Source organism: Radiobacillus sp. PE A8.2 (assembly GCF_045635475.1).
Lineage (GTDB): Bacteria > Bacillota > Bacilli > Bacillales > Amphibacillaceae > JBJGXI01.
This window is the reverse complement of record NZ_JBJGXI010000071.1, coordinates 1-19244: the sequence shown is the minus strand read 5'-3', so window position 1 is coordinate 19244 and position 19244 is coordinate 1. Positions and strand designations below refer to the sequence as shown.

General features: G+C 37.4%; 18 protein-coding genes, 1 pseudogene and 2 other annotated features. Of the genes and pseudogenes, 9 read left to right on the top strand and 10 right to left on the bottom strand.

The features are described from left to right. Nucleotides 1–131 precede the first annotated feature (131 nt). Nucleotides 132–1082: an MBL fold metallo-hydrolase gene (locus ACI6MV_RS23475; protein WP_407272765.1), complete on the bottom strand. Its 951-nt coding sequence runs from the start codon at nucleotides 1080–1082 to the stop codon at nucleotides 132–134. Between the two features lie 478 nt (nucleotides 1083–1560). Beyond that, nucleotides 1561–1779, top strand: a binding site (T-box leader). A 71-nt stretch (nucleotides 1780–1850) separates the two neighbouring features. Then, nucleotides 1851–2069: a binding site (T-box leader), on the top strand. A 49-nt stretch (nucleotides 2070–2118) separates the two neighbouring features. Here ACI6MV_RS23475 and thrS point away from each other — a divergent pair. Further along, a complete protein-coding gene (gene thrS / locus ACI6MV_RS23470; RefSeq protein ID WP_407272764.1) occupies nucleotides 2119–3315 on the top strand; it encodes a threonine--tRNA ligase in 1197 nt (398 codons plus the stop codon). A 183-nt stretch (nucleotides 3316–3498) separates the two neighbouring features. Here thrS and ACI6MV_RS23465 read toward each other — a convergent pair whose 3' ends face one another. The 3 genes from ACI6MV_RS23465 to ACI6MV_RS23455 all read right to left on the bottom strand — a co-directional run bounded on the left by ACI6MV_RS23465 (nucleotide 3499) and on the right by ACI6MV_RS23455 (nucleotide 4534). Further along, nucleotides 3499–3705 carry a hypothetical protein gene (locus ACI6MV_RS23465; RefSeq protein WP_407272763.1) on the bottom strand — a complete coding sequence of 69 codons (207 nt, stop codon included), beginning with the start codon at nucleotides 3703–3705 and terminating at the stop codon, nucleotides 3499–3501. A gap of 106 nt (nucleotides 3706–3811) precedes the next feature. Next, a complete protein-coding gene (locus ACI6MV_RS23460) occupies nucleotides 3812–4006 on the bottom strand; it encodes a helix-turn-helix transcriptional regulator (RefSeq protein ID WP_407272762.1) in 195 nt (64 codons plus the stop codon). A 9-nt stretch (nucleotides 4007–4015) separates the two neighbouring features. Further along, nucleotides 4016–4534 carry a DUF6773 family protein gene (locus ACI6MV_RS23455; protein WP_407272761.1) on the bottom strand — a complete coding sequence of 173 codons (519 nt, stop codon included), beginning with the start codon at nucleotides 4532–4534 and terminating at the stop codon, nucleotides 4016–4018. Between the two features lie 217 nt (nucleotides 4535–4751). Here ACI6MV_RS23455 and ACI6MV_RS23450 point away from each other — a divergent pair, with 217 nt between their 5' ends. After that, nucleotides 4752–6308: an ABC-F family ATP-binding cassette domain-containing protein gene (locus ACI6MV_RS23450; RefSeq protein ID WP_407272760.1), complete on the top strand. Its 1557-nt coding sequence runs from the start codon at nucleotides 4752–4754 to the stop codon at nucleotides 6306–6308. A gap of 73 nt (nucleotides 6309–6381) precedes the next feature. Here the strand turns inward: ACI6MV_RS23450 and ACI6MV_RS23445 are convergent, their stop codons facing one another. Beyond that, nucleotides 6382–7296 (bottom strand): aldo/keto reductase, encoded by a 915-nt coding sequence (locus ACI6MV_RS23445; RefSeq protein WP_407272759.1) that lies wholly within the window; start codon nucleotides 7294–7296, stop codon nucleotides 6382–6384. Between the two features lie 172 nt (nucleotides 7297–7468). On the opposite strand from ACI6MV_RS23445, the gene ACI6MV_RS23440 reads away from it, so the two are divergent. The 4 genes and pseudogenes from ACI6MV_RS23440 to ACI6MV_RS23425 all read left to right on the top strand — a co-directional run bounded on the left by ACI6MV_RS23440 (nucleotide 7469) and on the right by ACI6MV_RS23425 (nucleotide 11111). Next, complete coding sequence (locus ACI6MV_RS23440; RefSeq protein WP_407272758.1) at nucleotides 7469–8200, top strand: DUF421 domain-containing protein; 732 nt, start codon at nucleotides 7469–7471, stop codon at nucleotides 8198–8200. Between the two features lie 88 nt (nucleotides 8201–8288). Beyond that, nucleotides 8289–8905: pseudogene (locus ACI6MV_RS23435) on the top strand (acetate uptake transporter). Between the two features lie 152 nt (nucleotides 8906–9057). Further along, nucleotides 9058–9987, top strand: coding sequence for an ABC transporter ATP-binding protein (locus ACI6MV_RS23430; protein WP_407272757.1), 930 nt, complete (start codon nucleotides 9058–9060; stop codon nucleotides 9985–9987). 2 nt (nucleotides 9988–9989) lie between these two features. Beyond that, a complete protein-coding gene (locus ACI6MV_RS23425; RefSeq protein WP_407272756.1) occupies nucleotides 9990–11111 on the top strand; it encodes an ABC transporter permease in 1122 nt (373 codons plus the stop codon). 45 nt (nucleotides 11112–11156) lie between these two features. On the opposite strand, the gene ACI6MV_RS23420 is transcribed toward ACI6MV_RS23425, so the two are convergent. After that, nucleotides 11157–12413 carry a SpoIID/LytB domain-containing protein gene (locus ACI6MV_RS23420; protein ID WP_407272755.1) on the bottom strand — a complete coding sequence of 419 codons (1257 nt, stop codon included), beginning with the start codon at nucleotides 12411–12413 and terminating at the stop codon, nucleotides 11157–11159. Nucleotides 12414–12822: 409 nt separating this feature from the next. Then, on the bottom strand, nucleotides 12823–12978 hold the full coding sequence (locus ACI6MV_RS23415) for a hypothetical protein (RefSeq protein ID WP_407272754.1): 156 nt from the start codon (nucleotides 12976–12978) through the stop codon (nucleotides 12823–12825). A gap of 653 nt (nucleotides 12979–13631) precedes the next feature. Between ACI6MV_RS23415 and ACI6MV_RS23410 the strand changes: the two genes are divergently transcribed. From ACI6MV_RS23410 to ACI6MV_RS23400, 3 genes are all read left to right on the top strand, one after another. Next, nucleotides 13632–14054, top strand: coding sequence for a hypothetical protein (locus ACI6MV_RS23410; RefSeq protein WP_407272753.1), 423 nt, complete (start codon nucleotides 13632–13634; stop codon nucleotides 14052–14054). Between the two features lie 547 nt (nucleotides 14055–14601). Then, nucleotides 14602–16020, top strand: coding sequence for an NAD(P)-binding domain-containing protein (locus ACI6MV_RS23405; RefSeq protein WP_407272752.1), 1419 nt, complete (start codon nucleotides 14602–14604; stop codon nucleotides 16018–16020). A 69-nt stretch (nucleotides 16021–16089) separates the two neighbouring features. Continuing rightward, nucleotides 16090–16287, top strand: coding sequence for a hypothetical protein (locus ACI6MV_RS23400; RefSeq protein ID WP_407272751.1), 198 nt, complete (start codon nucleotides 16090–16092; stop codon nucleotides 16285–16287). A gap of 61 nt (nucleotides 16288–16348) precedes the next feature. On the opposite strand, the gene aguB is transcribed toward ACI6MV_RS23400, so the two are convergent. The 3 genes from aguB to ACI6MV_RS23385 form a co-directional block, all read right to left on the bottom strand. After that, complete coding sequence (gene aguB / locus ACI6MV_RS23395) at nucleotides 16349–17224, bottom strand: N-carbamoylputrescine amidase (RefSeq protein WP_407272750.1); 876 nt, start codon at nucleotides 17222–17224, stop codon at nucleotides 16349–16351. A gap of 23 nt (nucleotides 17225–17247) precedes the next feature. After that, complete coding sequence (locus ACI6MV_RS23390; protein WP_407272749.1) at nucleotides 17248–18276, bottom strand: agmatine deiminase family protein; 1029 nt, start codon at nucleotides 18274–18276, stop codon at nucleotides 17248–17250. A gap of 259 nt (nucleotides 18277–18535) precedes the next feature. Next, nucleotides 18536–18967: a GNAT family N-acetyltransferase gene (locus ACI6MV_RS23385; protein ID WP_407272748.1), complete on the bottom strand. Its 432-nt coding sequence runs from the start codon at nucleotides 18965–18967 to the stop codon at nucleotides 18536–18538. Nucleotides 18968–19244 lie beyond the last annotated feature (277 nt).

The window sequence follows — 19244 nt, the reverse complement described above, 5'->3', positions numbered from 1 at the left end:
ATTATACTTTATTTATTAAATAATACCAAGTTTTAATACCAAGTGCTAATAGTTATTCTCCACTAATTACAAAACCCAGCAATTATTGATCAATGAGACCAAATGCTGGGTTTTGTTGATACTATAATTCGTCATTTACTAAGGTAATCTACAATTCCCATCGAGCAAATCGGCATATCTATTTGAATATGTTTATAGACATTATGTGAATCATCAATACCTTTGTCTTTTAGGAACGCTCTAACCATCTTATTTAATTTATCGGTTAATAACGCTGTTTTCGCTTCAAAAGACTCGGAAGGATTTGCTTCAATCACTTTTTCTCCAGCTTCTACAAATTTAGGTAACCAGTACCGAATTTGTTCGATGATGTAGGAAGGGTTGTCACTTTTGCCATAATGACCAAAATATATTTTTGCCATATTTAGCCTTTCAATCCGATTTATTGATTCCAGCATTGCATTCGGATCAAACTGGTTTGGCGATGTGGATGGAAGCACAAATTCAAATCCATACGCTTTTGTATAAGGATAGTACACGCCAATCGTATCTCCCGTAAATATGCCATTGCTGTAAGAATCATAAATTGAAAAGTGATGTTTAGCGTGTCCAGGTGTATCGAAAAAGGTAAGTGTACGGTTATTGCTTATTTGCAATATGTCACCATCCTCTTTTGTGAGTAATCGCTCTTCTGGAACTGGCAAAATCGGATCAAACAATCGATTAAATTGATTTCCATAGACTGCTTTTGCGCCAGCAATTAATCGTGTTGGATCTATAAGGTGACGCTTCCCACGTGGATGTACAATAACCTTCGCATTTGGACATTTCTCAAGCAATAGTCCGACTCCTCCTGCGTGATCAAGATGTATGTGTGTAACAACGATATACTTTATCTCTGCTAGGCTAATGTTTAAATATTCTAAGCCCTCTAGTAGATAAGCAATAGATGGGCTCGCACTTGTTTCTATAACAGTTATTTCATCTTCTAGTAACACGTATGATCCGGTTCGTTGCTCCATACCTAAATCAAACAATTCAATCAATTGAACGTTTTCCCCTAAATCTTTCGGAAATATCATCAAACCACCTCGGTTAGTAAAATTATCTTCATAATCAATGTTCGCTTTTCAATGGATTATAACCTTTTTGTTTTTGATAATATTCAAATCTAGGCACTAAAAATCTCTATTAATACATTCCTTTCGTTTGTTATTAATTCAGTGACCCAGTAATTCACGATGCACCAGTAAACATCCCCCCTAAGATAAATCTTTTGACCTGAGTTCGTCTTTTTCAGACAGTTTACGCTCTAGCATTCATGCTACCCTTCCACTAATTGAAAAAACACAAATTGAATGAGTATTTTCGCAAAATGTGATAAGTAATGAAAAGCCATTATCCTGTATAATTCAGCCGTGCAATTTTGTTATAATCAATATCATAACAATCATTCGGAACTTTTCACGATTAACATTATTCTAAGTTAAATCTTCCTAACTAGTTTTGAAATTTACTCTTGACATCAAATTCACTCTTGCTCTATAATCATGTCAATATATGAAAGCAAGGAAGAGGACACGAATCATTCTTCAATTTTCTTACAAGAGATCAGGGTCATCGGCTGTAAGCCCTGAAGAGAATGGACTGATTTACCACCTCAGAGCTATTACGGGGAAATTAGTATCCGTAATCGGGAAAACCGTTATCTTTTTTGAGCGTAAAGTAGATTTTTGCTTTATAAATTTGGGTGGAACCACGACCACACTCGTCCCTTACATTGGGATGCGTGTGGTCTTTTTGTTTTTAAAAATTCATTTTCAGACAACAAACATCGAATTAAATAGTAAATTAAAGCGTAGATAAGGACACGAATCACTACTTATTTTCTTTCCAGAGAACAGGGTCATGGCTGCGAGCCCTGAAGAAACCGGAGTGATTTACCACCTTGGAGCATTTATGGGGAACATAAGTATCCATAACCGGGTTAAACCGTTATCTTTTTAGAGTGTAAGGTATATTTTGCTTTACTAAATTTAGGGTGGAACCACGGCCGCATCGTCCCTGTCATAGGGATATGATGCGGCTTTTTCATATTCAAAAATAGGAGGAAGTATCATGTCAAATGTAAAAGAAATAAGCAATCACAGACAGCTAGGTCAACAGTTAGAATTATTTATGTCGATGGAGGAAGCCCCTGGCATGCCATTTTTCTTACCAAAGGGAATGGCACTAAGAAATCAACTTGAACAATTTTGGAAGGAACAACATCAGAGAAGTGGATACCAGGAAATTAAAACACCAATTATGATGAAGCAAGAGCTATGGGAACAATCGGGTCATTGGGATCATTATCATGAGAATATGTATTTTTCAAATGTGGATGAGCAAAATTATGCAATTAAACCAATGAATTGTCCTGGTGCCTTACTTATATTCAATAGCAAAAGACGAAGCTATCGCGAACTACCGCTTCGATTTGCAGAACTTGGTCTCGTGCATCGTCATGAGCTATCAGGCTCACTTAATGGGCTATTACGGGTGAGAAGTTTTACTCAAGATGATGCTCACTTATTCGTTCGTCAGGATCAAATTGAAGTAGAAATGGCAAAAGTACTTGAACTAGTTAATTCGTTCTACGCTAAATTTGGTTTTAGCTATAAAGTTGAACTATCGACTAGACCTGATGAGCATATGGGTTCACCAGAAATTTGGGATCAAGCAGAAGCTGCTTTAGAAACAGTATTAAAACAAAAAGGAATTGACTACAAAATTAATAAAGGTGATGGTGCCTTCTATGGACCTAAGATCGATTTTCATATTCTTGACTCTTTAAATCGAAGCTGGCAATGCGGAACAGTACAACTAGACTTTCAAATGCCTGAAAAATTTGATTGTACGTATATTGGGAAAGATAATCAAGCACATCGCCCAATAATAATCCACCGCGCTATTTATGGTTCAATTGAGCGGTTTATGGCAATTTTAATTGAGCACTATCAAGGTGATTTTCCGCTTTGGTTAGCACCAGTTCAAGCAAGAATATTACCGATTGCCGATGCACATTACAGCTATGCAGCACAAATAAAATCCGAGTTGGAGGATGCTGGATTTCGCGTTGAAATGGATGACCGGGTAGAAAAGGTTGGTTTAAAGATTCGTGAGACTGAAATGCAAAAGGTACCATATATGATTGTGGTTGGAGATAAAGAGGTAGAAAATCAATCACTTTCGGTGAGAAGGCGTAAAGTTGGTAATCTCGGTGAAATGGATTGTAATGCATTACTTGAGAAATTTGAAGATGAATTATCTTAGGTGGTGTTTTTTGAGGGAGTAATATCTCCCCCATTCACTTTCCTTTTATACTCGGTTTAGTCAATTTCACAATTCTGATTTTCAATTCCAGCTATCCGCATCGATATATAGTTGGATAACCCCGTGTCTGAACTGTATATAGATACGGATAGCTGTATAAGGTAATTATGAAACTGAATCAGGTCAACGTCCTTGAAAAAATTTCTTGAACTTTTCTATTTCTTCCTTACTATGTTGTTTCGTATTATCAAAATATGGATTGTCCTTGGTTGGATCTTCAGGGTCTAAGCTTGTTTTCATTGAAAACGCTGGCTGTTGACTTCCCTCAGCAATAACCCGATCATCTAAATCATCGAACTTAGGCATATTTTGGTTTTTATTTTCATCCATTGGTTGCACCCCCTATTTACTAATAGAGTTAGCATTTTGCGTGATTCTATGTGATATATATAAAATATCGACTTAAACACTGTAAGCTTCCATTAATATAAGATACTTATTCATCCCAAAATAATTGATCAAGTGTTTTATTCAAGGTCTTACAAATCGAGATGCATAAATTTAAACTTGGATTATACTTTCCTACTTCTATTAAGCCAATCGTTTGTCTCGAAACACCCACCACTTTTGCTAGCTCTTCTTGAGATAATTCATGTTCGACTCTGGCCATTTTCAATTTAATATTTTTCATCGTACATGATCACCTCGCATCTTCATCTCCTAACTGCTGTTGAACAATTTGCTCACTTTTCTTTTTAGCAGCCAGATATGTTAACCCTAGGAAACCTGCAAACACAGGAACATAAAACATAAAGGAGACGAAGAATACGAGCAAGAAGTAATAAATCGCCTGCAAATTATCATCTGCATAGTTCACCGCGCTATTGGTTGCAAAAATAATCGCTATTACAACACCTAAAATTAAACCTACCACAATATTTTTTGTGCTTAACTTCATCTTCTGGTGACGATCATGCAGCTCAATTTCATCTGTAATTACACCCAAATAGGACGACCGAATCATATAATAAAACCCTGATAAAACGATGATTACAAGCTCAGTTATTACAAGGTTAATATTGATTCCATATATCCAAGATTTAACTCCGATGGATACAAAGCTTAATACCATCACAATCATATGGATTTCTTTATATATTTTGTTTTGCAGATTGGTGACACGTTCGTCGACTTGTTTGTTCTTACCCCATCGTGGCATATGAACACCTCCATATAATATCGTTACTTTTATTATATATTATATTTAACTTTTTGCAATATATAAATTGCAAAATAACATTTATATTTAGCAATGTTCGTTTTTAATTTAATAAGTAAAACATTCATTTTTTAAACCTTTAATATCCACTATCGTTTTCTGATAATACCCTATATAATGAGGAAGGATAACTTTTAAAGGAAAAGGTGTTTGGATTATGAGTTTATTAACAGTAAAAAATTTAAGTCACGGATTTGGAGATCGCGCAATCTTCGATGATGTATCTTTTCGTTTATTGCAAGGAGAGCATATTGGACTAATTGGAGCCAATGGTGAAGGTAAATCAACTTTCATGAATATTATTACAGGTAAATTAGAGCCTGATGCTGGTACAGTAGAATGGTCAAAGCGCACGAGGGTCGGTTACTTGGATCAGCACTCTGTGTTAGAACAAGGAATGTCCATTCGCGATGTATTACGAACAGCATTTCAATATTTGTACGACATGGAAACCGAAATGAATGAATTATTCGCTAAAATGGGTGAGGTCGGTCCAGATGAATTAGAATCATTGCTTGAAGAAACAGGAGTAATGCAGGACGCACTTACCAATAATGGTTTCTACACGATTGATGCTAAGGTAGAAGAAATTGCCAATGGACTTGGTTTGATAGACTATGGCTTAGACCGTGATGTCCATGATTTAAGCGGTGGGCAACGGACAAAAGTGTTACTCGCTAAGTTGCTATTAGAAAAACCCGATATTTTGATCCTCGATGAACCGACAAACTATCTTGACGTGGAACACATCGTCTGGTTGAAAAACTACTTATTGAATTATGATCATGCATTTATTCTCGTTTCACACGATATTCCATTTTTGAATAGTGTCGTTAATTTAATTTATCATATGGAGAACCAACAATTAAATCGTTATCCTGGAGATTACGAAGAATTTCAACGTGTGTATGAGATGAAAAAACAGCAACAGGTTTCTGCTTATAAGAAGCAGCAAAAAGAAATCGCGAACTTGAAGGATTTTGTCGCAAGAAACAAAGCGAATGCTGCAACGAGTAGAATGGCCATGTCTCGTCAAAAGAAGCTTGATAAGATGGATGTTATTGAACTGGATGCAGAAAAGCCGAAGCCACATTTTAATTTTCAGCTTGCACGTACTCCAGGTAAGTACTTGTTTGAAACAACAGATCTTGTAATCGGGTATGACGAGCCACTTTCTAGACCACTTAATTTATCTATGGAACGCGGACAAAAAATTGCCCTATCTGGTGCCAATGGTATCGGAAAAACAACACTGCTGCGTAGCATTCTAGGTGAAATTAAACCGGTATCAGGTTCTGTTGAATTAGGTGAGCATTTGCATATTGGCTACTTTGAACAGGAGCTCAAGACCTCAAGCCAACACACCTGTCTTGAAGAAATATGGGAAGAATTCCGTCACTTCACACAACAGGAAGTTCGTTCTGCTTTAGCGAAATGCGGTCTGACAAGGAAGCACATCGAAAGCAAGGTCCAAGTACTAAGTGGTGGCGAAAAAGCAAAAGTACGTTTATGTAAATTAATTAATAACGAAACAAATTTACTCGTACTCGATGAGCCTACGAACCACCTTGACCAAGATGCTAAAAATGAGTTAAAACGCGCGATAACAGAATACAAAGGAAGCGTTTTGCTTATTTCCCACGAACCTGAATTTTATGAAGGTGTTGTTACAGACGTGTGGAATTGTGAGGATTGGACGACAAAAGTATTTTAATTAGATAAAGCCTAATTTCTAATGTGATGATTAGAAATTAGGCTTTTTTAATCTGTTGTTTATCTATATTATTTTACCAAGCTAGTCTGTGATCTTCGGCAACGATGTCCAACTCTGCAGCTTTCGCATTTGCAATAACTTGTTCTGGACTCTTACAGCCAGGGATAACACAGGTTACTGCTGGGTTTTGTAAGCACCAGGCTAATGCCCATTGTGCCATTTCTACACCTTCAGGAACTTCTGTTTGCTTAATCTGTTCGACAACCTTTAATTGCTCATCAATATCTGCTTGCTCCCTGCGTTTACGAACTTTGTCTTCGAATTTAACACCTGGCTTGTACTTCCCACTTAAGAAACCACTTGCGAGCGGAACCCTTGCCAACACTCCAAGGTCTTGTTCGATACAAGAAGGAAATACTTCCGCTTCTGGTGCTTGGTCCAAACGGTTATAAACAACCTGAATTGCTTTAGCATTTCTTTTGGTCGCTTGTGCCGTCTGGTGAATATTTTTGTTACTTCCTATTGAAATGCCTAAATTACGAATCTTACCAGCTTGAAGTTGCTTATCGAGCATTGTCCACAAATCATCATTGTCAAAATCTTCATCTGATCCAGAGTGAAATTGATATAGGTCAATATAGTCTGTTTTTAATGCACGTAATGACTCCTCCAATTGCTGACGCACGTCATCAACACTCCAAGCATTGCTCCACTTCGTGTGCCAATGGTGACCGAATTTAGAAGCTAAAACCCAATCATGGCGATTATTACGTGCTAGAAAATCACCGATAAAGCTTTCAGATAAATGATCAGGACCATAACATTCGGCTGTATCGATTAAATTAATACCTAAATCCTTTGCTTGAGTTAAAATAGCGTCAACTTCAGCTTGTTTGAAATCTTTGCCCCAGTCACCACCAAACTGCCATGTACCAACTCCGACAACAGAAACCTTTAAATCTGTTGTACCTAAACGTCTATATTTCATAAGTAACCACCTCTTCTTCAATATGTAAGCGATATATTAATTGTAACGCAAATACAATTCGTTCCAAAGTATAATGCATCTTTATAAGCTTAGTTATTATTACTTATCATGCATGGGTATATGTTGAATGCTAATAATAATCATTACAACTACTTATTAAGGGGTGAAAAACGTGATGGATTTTTTAAAAGATATGTTAATTGTACTTCTAAGAATCGTTACTATTTTGCCTTTGCTATTATTCATCACTCTTTTTATGGGAAAGCGGGCGATTGGACAATTACCCGTTTTTGATTTTTTAATTGTAGTAACGCTAGGAGCAGTGGTTGGAGCAGATATCGCAGACCCAAACATTGAACATCTTCCAACAGCATTCGCAATTATTGCACTCGGAGTGCTTCAAAGGGTAGTTGCTAAATGGAAGATAAAGAGCAGAAAAATAGATCAGTTCATTACCTTCGAACCAACAATTGTTATTCAAAATGGGAAGTTATTAGATAAAAACTTGAGAAAGATTCGTTATTCTATCGATAACATCATTCAAATGCTTCGCGAAAAAAATGTGTTTGATATAAATGATGTTGAAACCGCAATTATTGAGGCAAATGGATCTCTTAGTGTACTTAAGAAACCACTAAAAAATACAGTCACGCTAGAAGATATGAATATCCAAAAAACAAGATCAAGCATTTCTTTTCCGTTAGTCGCAGAAGGGAAAATTTACAACAATGTGCTAAGTTACTTTAGTTTAAATGAAGTATGGTTACAACAGCAAATAGTTGCTCACGGAGTTCATAATATTAACGATATTTTCTTTGCTTCTATTAATGATAGGCAGGAGTTACATATTTGTCTTCGAGATGAAAATAATGTGCAAATTCCACCGATTAAACACGAAAAATAACACTACATTTATTATAGAATATATTTCCATTGAAACGGTTCATCTTTTTCTGTAAATTAGACAAGTATGTTTATTAGGAGGTTTCAGCATGAATCAAACAGAAACTGTACAACAAGTAAAAATTGCTACTGCAGACCCTTCTGCTTTTGGACTATTCGGCTTAGCAATGGTAACCCTAGTCGCGTCCTCCGCTAAACTTGGCTGGACAGATGGGGTCTCTTTCGTTCTTCCTTGGCAATTTTCCTCGGTGGAATTGCACAACTAATTGCAAGTTTGCTTGACGCGAAGCATAATAACACGTTCGGAACCACAGCTTTTGGAGCGTTTGGATTATTCTGTCTCGGAGTAGGAACATCTTGGTTAATACAATTTGGCGTATTCGGCGAAGCGGCTGCGGCTGCAGTTGATGTGAAACAATTAGGCATTGCTTATATTGGATACTTAATTTTCAGCTTATTTATCACTGTCGGTGCGATGGAAACTCATAAGGTGCTATTCATTATTTTTGTACTCATTGACTTCTTGTTCATCGGTCTTTCACTGTCGACACTTGGCATCCTACCCGAAGTGATGCACATGGTTGCGGCAGTATCTGAACTACTAATTGCGATATTTAGTTTCTATGGTTCCGCAGCAAGTGTGCTAAACACACACTTTGGTAAAGTAACGCTTCCTGTTGGAAAACCATTTGGGATTTTCAAATAAATTTGCTATCCAGCTTGTACACTTCTCGTACAAGCTTTTTTAATTTAAACTTTTAAAGTAATTTGTAATTTTTTTAAATTTGCGTAACCATATTTTGCAATATAATGTACAATTGATATGTCTAAATGTTGCCATGAAAGCGAGGATAAAATATGACGGTTTTAGAAGTAAAACAATTAAAGAAATCGTTCGGTTCCATTCATGCTGTAAAGGATATTAGCTTCTCAGTACAAGCTGGCGAAGTATTCACCATTATCGGACCAAATGGTGCTGGAAAGACAACAATGCTGGAAATGATTGAAGGATTAGTTTCTCCAGATCAAGGTTCGATTCACTTTGGAGGCTTGACCTGGGAGAAAGATGCGGATGATATCAAAATGAAAATAGGTGTACAGCCTCAATCCAGTGCGATGTTTGATTTGTTAACTCCAGAAGAGAATTTGAACCTATTTGCAACCTTCTACAAAAAAGCACAACCGACAGAAGAAATCTTAAAGTTAGTTAATCTTACCGAACATCGAAAAAACCAAGTGAAAAAGTTATCTGGCGGACAGCGTCAACGTCTTGCGATTGGCCTTGCTATGATCAGTAACCCCGAAATCATTTTTCTTGATGAACCTACAACAGGACTAGATCCTCAAGCGCGCCGCAATATATGGGATATTATTCTACAATTAAAACAACTAGGTAAAACCACCATACTAACTACACATTATATGGAAGAAGCCGAGAAATTAAGTGATCGGGTTTGTATTGTCGACCAAGGTAAAATAGTAACCTTGGAAACCCCTGCTGCGTTAATTGAAAGGTTAACGAAAGAAAGAGAAGTAAGATTATCATTCCTTGATGGAGAATTTGCTGCAGAAGAAGCGGATCTTTTCATTAAAAAGATTCCATCCGTTACCACTACTGAACGTAATGGCGCAGCACTTAAAATCTGGACAACAAAGCCGGAAGATACCTTATATGAATTGTTCGGTTTCACAAAAGATAAAAATTACCATGTGGAACAGGTATCTATCCATGAAATGAGTCTAGAAGATGTGTTTATAGCATTCACTGGTAAGGAATGGAGGGATTAAAGATGAACAATATCAAACAATTTCAACAAATGTTTCTTGCTCAATTAAAGATGACGCTTCGCGAAAGGCAAGCTTGGTTTTGGGGGATCTTTTTCCCTGTCATACTAATGGTCATTTTTATGGTTATTTTCAGCGGTAGCTCAAATGAGGAGTTTCGTGCAGAAGTTGCGATCGTAGATGAAAATCCAAATGAAACATCAGAAATGCTATTAGCACAAATCGATCAGCTACCCGTGCTTGAAGTAAAAACGGATCAGCCTGTTAGTCGTGAACAAGCGGATATGTGGGTAATGGATGGAGAAGTGAATGCCGCCATCATTCTTCCAGAGACAGCAGATGCTACATCATTAATCTTTGTCGTTAACAAAGAAGATGAACAAAGTGCAACTACACAAGCGATTTCCGGTATGCTTGATAAATTCGTTCAACAGGCGAATTTATATGCCGCAGGTGCAACTCCCACCTACGATTTACAGTTTGAATCGATGACCTCAGGTAACAATGATCTCGATTATACAGATTTCTTGCTAACTGGCATGATTGCGCTAGCCATTGCCCAGGGCGGTCTGTTTGGCATGGTGGACCTCGTTGAAATGCGTCGTAAAGGACTCATTAAGCGCCTTCGTATGACACCTGCTAAAATGAGTATTTTTGGCATTAGTGATATGGTTATGCGGATGGTGTTCAGTGTCATTCAGATTGTTATTTTATCACTTATCGGCGTATTCATCTTTGGGGCAAATCTATACATAGATTTTCTCAGTCTATTGATTGTCTTTTTATTAGGTGCACTTTCTTTTAATGCGTTAGGATATTTTATTTCTGCTTTCAGCAAAACAACTGAAGCATATATGGGTGTGGCAAACATCGTCAGTTTTTTGATGATGTTCTTAAGTGGTGTGTTCTTTCCAATCGAAACGATGCCGGAATGGTTACAACCAGTTTCTCATGTGCTTCCGCTCACCTATTTTGCTCAGGGGTTACGAGATAGTATGGTTTACTCAACAGGAATCATTTCCAGCTCGTTTTGGATCGGTGTAGGCATCCTGGTAATCTGGGGCATTGTTTCCTATGTACTTGGCTCTTGGTTATATAAAACAAAATCAATTGTGGCAACTAGATAATTTTAAAAAACAACGAACAGTGTACGCATACTGTTCGTTGTTTTTTCACTCCGTAAAAGTAGTAATAGTTGTTCCAGGGAAATAAAACTCAATTATATCTTGATAGGATTTGCCTTGTTCACCCATGAAATTAGCTCCCCACTGACTCATGCCAACACCGTGACCATAGCCTCTCCCCTTCACTTTATAGACACCTTTTGATGCTTCCAGTGAATCAATTAAATAGCTTTTAAATTGATTGCCTCCAATAAGAGGTCGAATTTGATTAAGATCAACATCTTCTAACTTTAGCTGGCGAAACAACACAGTCCCATCGATTATTCTTTGAAAAAATTCGATAGTAATTGAGCCTTTAACGCTTCGCTGCGATTCTAGACGATCATTGTCCACTTTAAATTCAGGAATAGATAGAATTTTTAAATCGCCAGGGTAACCGTTTTTGACTAATCTTTTCTTAATTGATGTTGTGATTTCTAGATCTTTCTCCTCTATTTTGTCCCACCAATTAGGGTCCTCCCAATTAATTTCCTCCATGTCTATTTGCGTTTGATGTAAAATAAATTCCCAAGGATGAATGGGATCATAGGGATCTTGCTTAATAGGAAAGTAAGACTTTGCTTCTCCTCCCCAAACATGTGTATTGTTTTCTGTTACACCACCATTGCTCGCCGAATAAAAGGCACTTATCAATTTGTTATCAAAGGTAATTACTTTACCTTTTGTTTCTTCTACAGCCCTGGTTGTTGCTTCACTCCAGGTATAACCTCCATAAACTTGATAGCTTATCGTGTCGTCTATTTCTTCACGCAAATGTGATGCTGCATACGTTCTTGCAGCAACCGCTTGTGCTTTCAGGGTCTCTAGTCCCCAGCTTGGGTAAACCTCAAAAGGAACTACTCCCTTCAAATAATCCTCCAGTGGTAATTGATTAACAGGACGAAGGTACTCATTATCCTCGATTCTCCATTCCATTGCACCTAAATACGGACGATCATCAATGTGTATTAAGTGATTTTTGTTATAGGTCTCAGGGACTAGAATAAAAGACTGATCAAGGTTAAAGGTTTCGTTGTTCCCTTCCAAAATAAGCGAACCATCTACAACGCTTAGTGTATACCTTACTCCTTCTTTTAACGCCACCGTTGGATCAAGTGTGAAAAATGAACCCTCAAGTTCAAAATGAAGTGACGAGGTATCTTCTACATAGTTTACTAATTGTACAGTTACCATTTCTTCCGCACTCGTAATATGCGGAAAAACAAACAAAAACAACAGCATGAATAGTGTAATTAAATATTTCACAGTTGTTATCATCCCTTTAAAGGACGCAATTATTCAATCTAATTCACATATTTTTACCAATTGGACATACATTTTAGTAGTAATGGAGGGAGTTGTTAGTCTGCTAACTTTTTTATATAAAAATGAGTGGATATTTTTTGCTGTTTCTGAAGGATTAATGTGGGTCTTTTTATTATTTTTTTTTATAACAAGGTACAAGCTCCTAATGAATCAAGTAAGCAACCTTTTCCTGTTTCAGATTATTATTATTAATCTATTTCAGGCCTTTTTGGTCTGTATCGATTATTATTTCACCGGTTCTGTTTCCTTCTTTCAAGTGTTCATGATTTTATTTATTATTTACGCAAGTACTATTGGCCGTTCCGATTTTAAACGATTGGATGTGTTAATGAAAAAAAGATATATACACCTACATCGAACACAGTGTTCTTCCCTTATTTCTGAAATAACTTATCGCCTTATACTTTTTGCCATCCATACGACTGTATTTTTTCTGCTTCACATTATTTGGTATCGAATTGATGTAACACCCGGCTTGCCCAACATCCAATTGTTTTTGTTTCATGAATGGGTTAACTATCCACATCAAGGCTATTACACCAACCCCCTATTTAATATCATGAGTTATATATGGAAAATAATATATGTGATTGATTTGTGTATCTTGGTCATCTATACAGCTACTAGCTTCTTTTATAGAAATAAATCCTAACTACACAACCATAACTATTTCAAATAAAATTTAGGAATTTATTATTTTAAAATGACACTTAAGAAATTAAGCTATGCTAATCAAATCAGCCTGTCTTCCTCTAAAACAATTTATTCAGAGCGATAAACCTTGCAAATGTTAGCAGTGTTCCGATGAACCTTAATCCAAAAGCATCTTCGTTCATAAATACCTCCGCGGGTCAGTATACAGAGATAATCACAAAGATCTTCGCAATTGGGCTAACTATTTACATAATCAGTCACGTTGACCAAGATACTTAGATTTATAACCTTTGCTATGCTAACAACAAAGTTCCTATCAGGTAAAATTAGTAATAGATCTCTCCGAATATTCCTCAAATCCCCTAGTGAAAGAATCATCATTTTCTACTCCCTTTTTAGGTAAAGCATTTTGTTTTCAAAATACTGTACTAATAGGCATTTCAACTATTACGATATGCCATTATCAACATATGATATTAACAAACTGAAAAAGGAGGATTATAGATGATTGATGTTAATCAATTAGATCCTGCCAATTTAGCAACCATTTCTGCAATTGTTGCTGCGTTGGTTACCGTCCTCGGTAATGCGATTAAACTCCCTACACGATTTCGGGCTTTATTAGCAATAGGAATAGCGTTTATTTTAGTATTTATACCACCATCCCTCCTGAATAAGATTTTAACTGCTTTAGTAATTGGTCTAACAGCAAGTGGTGTATATAGCCAAGTAAAACCGATGAAGTTCTTTCAGAATTTAGTTAAAGGTAATACCACGAACGGCAATACTGAAACAAGCAATTCCACAACTGAACAAAAAGTTGCCCCTAAAAACACCTCAAATAACAATAGCAGCACACTAAAAAAAATAACCGATAGTTCGATTGAGAATAAACAGAGCGGCAAAAATAAAATTAGTGGGCGCTAATTTAGTTATCGAAGTGGGAATGTGTCAAATCTGATACACTCCCCTTTTTTCGCTTAAATATATATATATGAATAGAAACAATCATACTAGCTATAGTGAACAAACAAATACTGAAAATTTAGACAAAATAAACATCCCATTTTGATAGTGGAAATGGTAAAATTTTTAATATAAGCATTTGATTACTTCATAAATAAAGACTCTTATATAAAAGTTTGTTGCTTTGTAAACTTCATAATTGAATGAAAACACACGACTTAACGTACTACTCGTGACTTTCGCTCCAGGCAGTCGCTTGCCGCGGGCCTAAGTGAGACGCCACAAACATGAGTTCGAGGGAGACTCACTAGCTACCAGCGGAAAGCGAAGGGCATTTCCGCAGCGTGGCAAGCAATCTCCAAGTTACGCCGGATATTAGCTATTTTGTGCAATAACAACAATCTTCCATAAACAGTCTAAAAAAATACAGATCGAACTCCTTTGAGAAAGATTCTGGGAGGTTCGTAGATTTTGTCTATTAATAGCAACCTGAAAGGAATGAACTATTATGAGCTTAGAGAAACTCAATGCACGTGTAAAAACTGATCTATCTTATATCAACTTTAGAAGCTCAGACTGGGTTCGTCCACTGCAGCATTCTGAAGGGCATGTCTATGATGTTGTGATCATCGGAGGTGGGCAAAGCGGTTTAGGTGCAGCATTCGGCCTTATGCGTGAACGTGTATCGAATATCCTCATCATAGATGAAAATCGGGAGGGCTATGAAGGGCCTTGGGAAACGTATGCACGAATGGTGACGTTGCGCACTCCCAAGCATTTAACCTCCATCGACCTTGGCGTTCCATCTCTCACCTTCCGCTCATGGTGGGAAGCACAATTCGGTGAAAGTGGTTGGGAAGATCTTGATAAGATTCCACGTGGTGAATGGATGAATTACTTGCGTTGGTATCGGAACATCTTGAACCTTCCTGTCCTCAATGAGGTGAAGCTAAATCTAGTTGATCCGTTAGAAGAAGGACTTCATCGATTACATATTGAGGGCCAAGGTGCACCTTCAGACACGATAATTGCGCGCAAGGTAATTTTAGCAACAGGCATTCAAGGTGGCGGTGAGTGGCACGTACCGGATCTAGTCACAAAAAATTTACCACGTACTTTATATGCCCATACATCTGAAGAAATTGACTTTGATGCACTAAAAAATAAAAAAGTGGCGGTGTTAGGTGGTGGAGCGTCCGCTTATGATAACGCCAATTATGCCTTATCTGAAGGGGTAGCAGAAGCACATGTTTTTGTCCGTCGTAAGGAGATGCCGCGGATTAATCCGATCCGACAGATGGAATTATCAGGAATTATTGAACGATTCCACGCTCTATCGGATGAAGATAAATATGCTGCTATTTCACATTTTTTCAAGCACAACCAACCACCCACGAATGACACGTTCGGACGGGCATCTGCATGGCCTGGATTTCGATTGCACTTAGCTGCACCATGGCTAGATGTGAAAGAAACTGCTGAAGGTGCACTGGTAACAACGCCACAAGGCAATTTTACATTTGATTTTCTGATTATTAGTACAGGTCTACTTACGGAACCTTCACTGCGACCGGAATTGAAACTGGTTGAAAGTTATATTGCTCGCTGGAGTGATTACTACAATGCACCAAATGAAGTAGCAAATTCTGTCGTAGATGCACATCCATACCTGAGCCCTGGTTTTGCTTTCTCAAGTCAAGATGAACAAGGAAAGAAGCTATTACACGGCCTTTTTGCTTTTAATTATTCTGCACTAATTAGTTGTGGCCTTTCTGCCTCTGCACTTTCGGGATTGCGTTTTGCTATTCCAAAACTTGCATCCGCTGTTGCAGATGAACTGTTTATTGATGATCAGGAAAATATTCTAGAGGATTATTATACATATGATGAGATTGAATTTATTGGCGAATGGCGACCGAAAGAGTAGTTGAGTTGCTCGGAGTTGAATGGATTAGTTATCACATTTAATGCATCCTAACATTAGAAGGTGAATCTGATGACAGATAATCAAGATTATCGTGAAACAGACCCGCATTTTGATGGAGAGAAGGAAGGTATTATATCGGATTCTATCGGAAAGCAAGTAGCAATTCGGACGGAGAAAAACAAAAGTATCACTAACCCATTTCATATTAATTCCTTAAAGAAAGATCCCGAAATGGAAGAATTTGATGAAACGCTTAATATTGATTAATATGAAAAGCCTGCCCCGAAGTAAACACTCGGGGCAGGCTTTTTCGCACACAAAATAGATACTACAGTGTCGTATTGCCATCATAAGTCGATATTACCTTATATAAATCAGGTCTGCGATCTCTAAAAATTCCCCATTCTATACGTTGTGTGTCTAGCGCATCTAGATCAAACTCAGTAACTAAGACGGCTTGCTCTGTACGCCCTGCTTCTACGATCTTATTTCCTTGTGGACCAGCTATAAAAGACGATCCATAGAAAGTTATACTAGAATCTTCGTCTTCTTCTAATCCAATCCGGTTTGAAGCAATCACTGGCATTAGGTTAGCAGCTGCATGCCCTAGCATACAAGTTTGCCAGTGATCTTTAGAATCAATCGAGCTATCTTGTGGCTCTGAACCGATTGCGGTCGGATATAGTAGAATTTCTGCCCCCATTAACGCCATACTTCTTGCTGCCTCCGGATACCACTGGTCCCAGCATATCCCTACGCCAATTTTTCCGTAACGTGTATTCCACACTTTAAATCCTGTATCACCAGGATTAAAGTAAAATTTCTCTTCATATCCTGGTCCATCAGGAATATGACTTTTACGGTATCTGCCTAGTACTTGTCCATCTGCATCAATTAAAGCAAGTGAATTGTACCTCGCATAATTCATTTTTTCATAAAAGCTAATTGGCAACACGACTTGAAGCTCTTTAGCCAACTGCTTAAAATGATTTATTGCTTTATTGTTTTCTAATTCTGTTGCATAAACATAATAATCCGCTTTTTCCTTTTGACAAAAATATGGTGTCTCAAATAATTCTTGTAACAGAATGATTTGTGCGCCTTGTTCTGCCGCTTCTCTTACTAATGCGTCTGCTTTTGCAATATTTTCATCTATATTCGTCGTACAGCTCATTTGCGTTGCTGCTACTTTTACTTTTCTCACAGTTATCGCCTCTTTCTTCTAAATTATTTTCCAGAAGCCATTTGTTGGGTTGTACAGTGCACATTGCCACCTTCACGAATAATTGCCATGCCGTCTACTGTGCGAATTCGTCTGTCAGGATAAAATTCGGACAAAAGCTTCACAGCTAGTGCATCCGTTTCTTCCGCTTCCCCACCAAAGACAGGTAAAATAATACCACCATTTACAAAGTAGAAATTTAGATAGCTTAATGTTAGACGTTGTCCATCGTCGATCCGTTTTGGAGGCTGTTGGATTGGTATGATCTCTAGCTTCCTTCCCAAGCAGTCCGTTTCATTGTTTAGGATAGCCAGATTTTCTTGTGTAATTGCATAGTTTTCATCATTTGGGTCATCACATACTTGTAACATGATTTTACCCGGTGCTGCAAAACAAGCAATATTATCAACATGACCATCCGTTTCATCTCCACTCAATCCCCGTTTAAGCCAGATAATTTTTTTCACATTCAAATACTGTTTTAATATTTCTTCAATTTGTGCTTTGCTCCAATTCGGATTACGATTGACGTTCAGTAAACACTCTTCCGTTGTAATCAACGTGCCTTCACCATCAACATGAATAGACCCGCCTTCCATGACGATTGGTGCATTAAACTGCCTCATTCCATAATGCTTTAACAACTGTGGGGCAACTTGATCGTCCAAATCCCATGGTTCATATTTCCCACCCCAGGCGTTAAAGTGCCAATTAACACCGGCAACTTCCCCTTCGTCATTTACAATCATCGTCGGTCCGTTATCACGAAACCAGGCATCATTGTGTTCAAAAGGAAGAAATTCTATATTTTCTTCATCAAACCGATTGCGAATAGCTTCTAGTTCTGATAAATTAACGATCACAGTTACAGGTTCAAATTCAGCAATTGCGCGAATAATTTCTGCATAGCCCTTACTTACTGTTTCATAGTCAGCCGGAAAACACATCGAATCCTTCACTGGCCATGAAATAACTGTCCTGTTATGGTTTTCCCATTCTGCAGGCATTCTAAAATTAAAATCTATTGGAAGCATATAATCTCTCTCACTTTATCTGTAAATTTGGAATTAACTTTAGTCAATTTCATAATATTGATTTTTAGCTATTCATATTCATATGAATAGCAGTGTAAGGTAATTATGAAATTGACTCTATTTATTAACCGATTCTAACATCATATTACATTTTTTTATGAATCTCTAGCTTTATTTTTTGATTTTATAATCGAATTAGTTTGTGTTAACTGATTATTATAATACATCTAGTACCAGATAGGTTTAACTGTGTTATACCCTAATTTACAACGCTACTTCTTCTTTCAAGTATAATAACATCTCGCCACACACCATTCATTTTACCAATTCGTTCTCTTGTCCCTAGTTCTCTAAACCCAGCTTGCTTATGAAGGTTGATACTCGCGACATTTTCGGGAAATACACCCGCTTGTAACGTCCACATACCACGATTTTCGCTATCTTCTATTAATCTTCTTAGTAGTAACTTTCCAATTCCATTTCCTCTGTATTTCGAACTAATATATATACTCAACTCAGCTACACCACGATAGACAGAGCGACCTGATACAGGACGTAAAGCACACCACCCAGCGATATCCCTTTCATAATTTGCAACTAAGCGGCAGCTAGATAAGTGTCCTTTATCCCACTCATACCATGTTGGCGCACTTGTCTCAAATGTTGCATCTCCTGTTGCAATACCTTCCATATAAATTTGTCTTACAGAACTTAAGAGCGAGAAAGCCCACTTCTTCAGATGTGGGATGAATCGCTGTTTTTTGAAATTAAAAATTAGATCGCAAGACAAACGCATGTTCCCTTTGGTAAAATATAGTCAGGAGGTGAAGAAAAAATGCCGACAATCTCGTTAAAACTCGAACTATTGAAGCCAACTCAATCAAAGGTCCGTATGTACAAAAGAATGACCGATATCAACACGAACTTTGCAAATTGGTTGCTTGAATTTGATGATTTAAAAAAGGCTT

Excerpts from the sequence above, each read along its gene's own strand:
- ACI6MV_RS23425 (WP_407272756.1), top strand. The coding sequence starts at position 9,990 with ATGAACAATATCAAACAATTTCAACAAATGTTTCTTGCTCAATTAAAG.
- ACI6MV_RS23410 (WP_407272753.1), top strand. The coding sequence starts at position 13,632 with ATGATTGATGTTAATCAATTAGATCCTGCCAATTTAGCAACCATTTCT.
- ACI6MV_RS23390 (WP_407272749.1), bottom strand. The coding sequence starts at position 18,276 with ATGCTTCCAATAGATTTTAATTTTAGAATGCCTGCAGAATGGGAAAAC.
- ACI6MV_RS23415 (WP_407272754.1), bottom strand. The coding sequence starts at position 12,978 with ATGAAACAAAAACAATTGGATGTTGGGCAAGCCGGGTGTTACATCAAT.
- ACI6MV_RS23430 (WP_407272757.1), top strand. The coding sequence starts at position 9,058 with ATGACGGTTTTAGAAGTAAAACAATTAAAGAAATCGTTCGGTTCCATT.
- ACI6MV_RS23405 (WP_407272752.1), top strand. The coding sequence starts at position 14,602 with ATGAGCTTAGAGAAACTCAATGCACGTGTAAAAACTGATCTATCTTAT.
- ACI6MV_RS23475 (WP_407272765.1), bottom strand. The coding sequence starts at position 1,082 with ATGATATTTCCGAAAGATTTAGGGGAAAACGTTCAATTGATTGAATTG.
- ACI6MV_RS23385 (WP_407272748.1), bottom strand. The coding sequence starts at position 18,967 with ATGGAAGGTATTGCAACAGGAGATGCAACATTTGAGACAAGTGCGCCA.
- ACI6MV_RS23455 (WP_407272761.1), bottom strand. The coding sequence starts at position 4,534 with ATGCCACGATGGGGTAAGAACAAACAAGTCGACGAACGTGTCACCAAT.
- thrS (WP_407272764.1), top strand. The coding sequence starts at position 2,119 with ATGTCAAATGTAAAAGAAATAAGCAATCACAGACAGCTAGGTCAACAG.
- ACI6MV_RS23445 (WP_407272759.1), bottom strand. The coding sequence starts at position 7,296 with ATGAAATATAGACGTTTAGGTACAACAGATTTAAAGGTTTCTGTTGTC.
- ACI6MV_RS23460 (WP_407272762.1), bottom strand. The coding sequence starts at position 4,006 with ATGAAAAATATTAAATTGAAAATGGCCAGAGTCGAACATGAATTATCT.
- ACI6MV_RS23400 (WP_407272751.1), top strand. The coding sequence starts at position 16,090 with ATGACAGATAATCAAGATTATCGTGAAACAGACCCGCATTTTGATGGA.
- ACI6MV_RS23450 (WP_407272760.1), top strand. The coding sequence starts at position 4,752 with ATGAGTTTATTAACAGTAAAAAATTTAAGTCACGGATTTGGAGATCGC.
- ACI6MV_RS23465 (WP_407272763.1), bottom strand. The coding sequence starts at position 3,705 with ATGGATGAAAATAAAAACCAAAATATGCCTAAGTTCGATGATTTAGAT.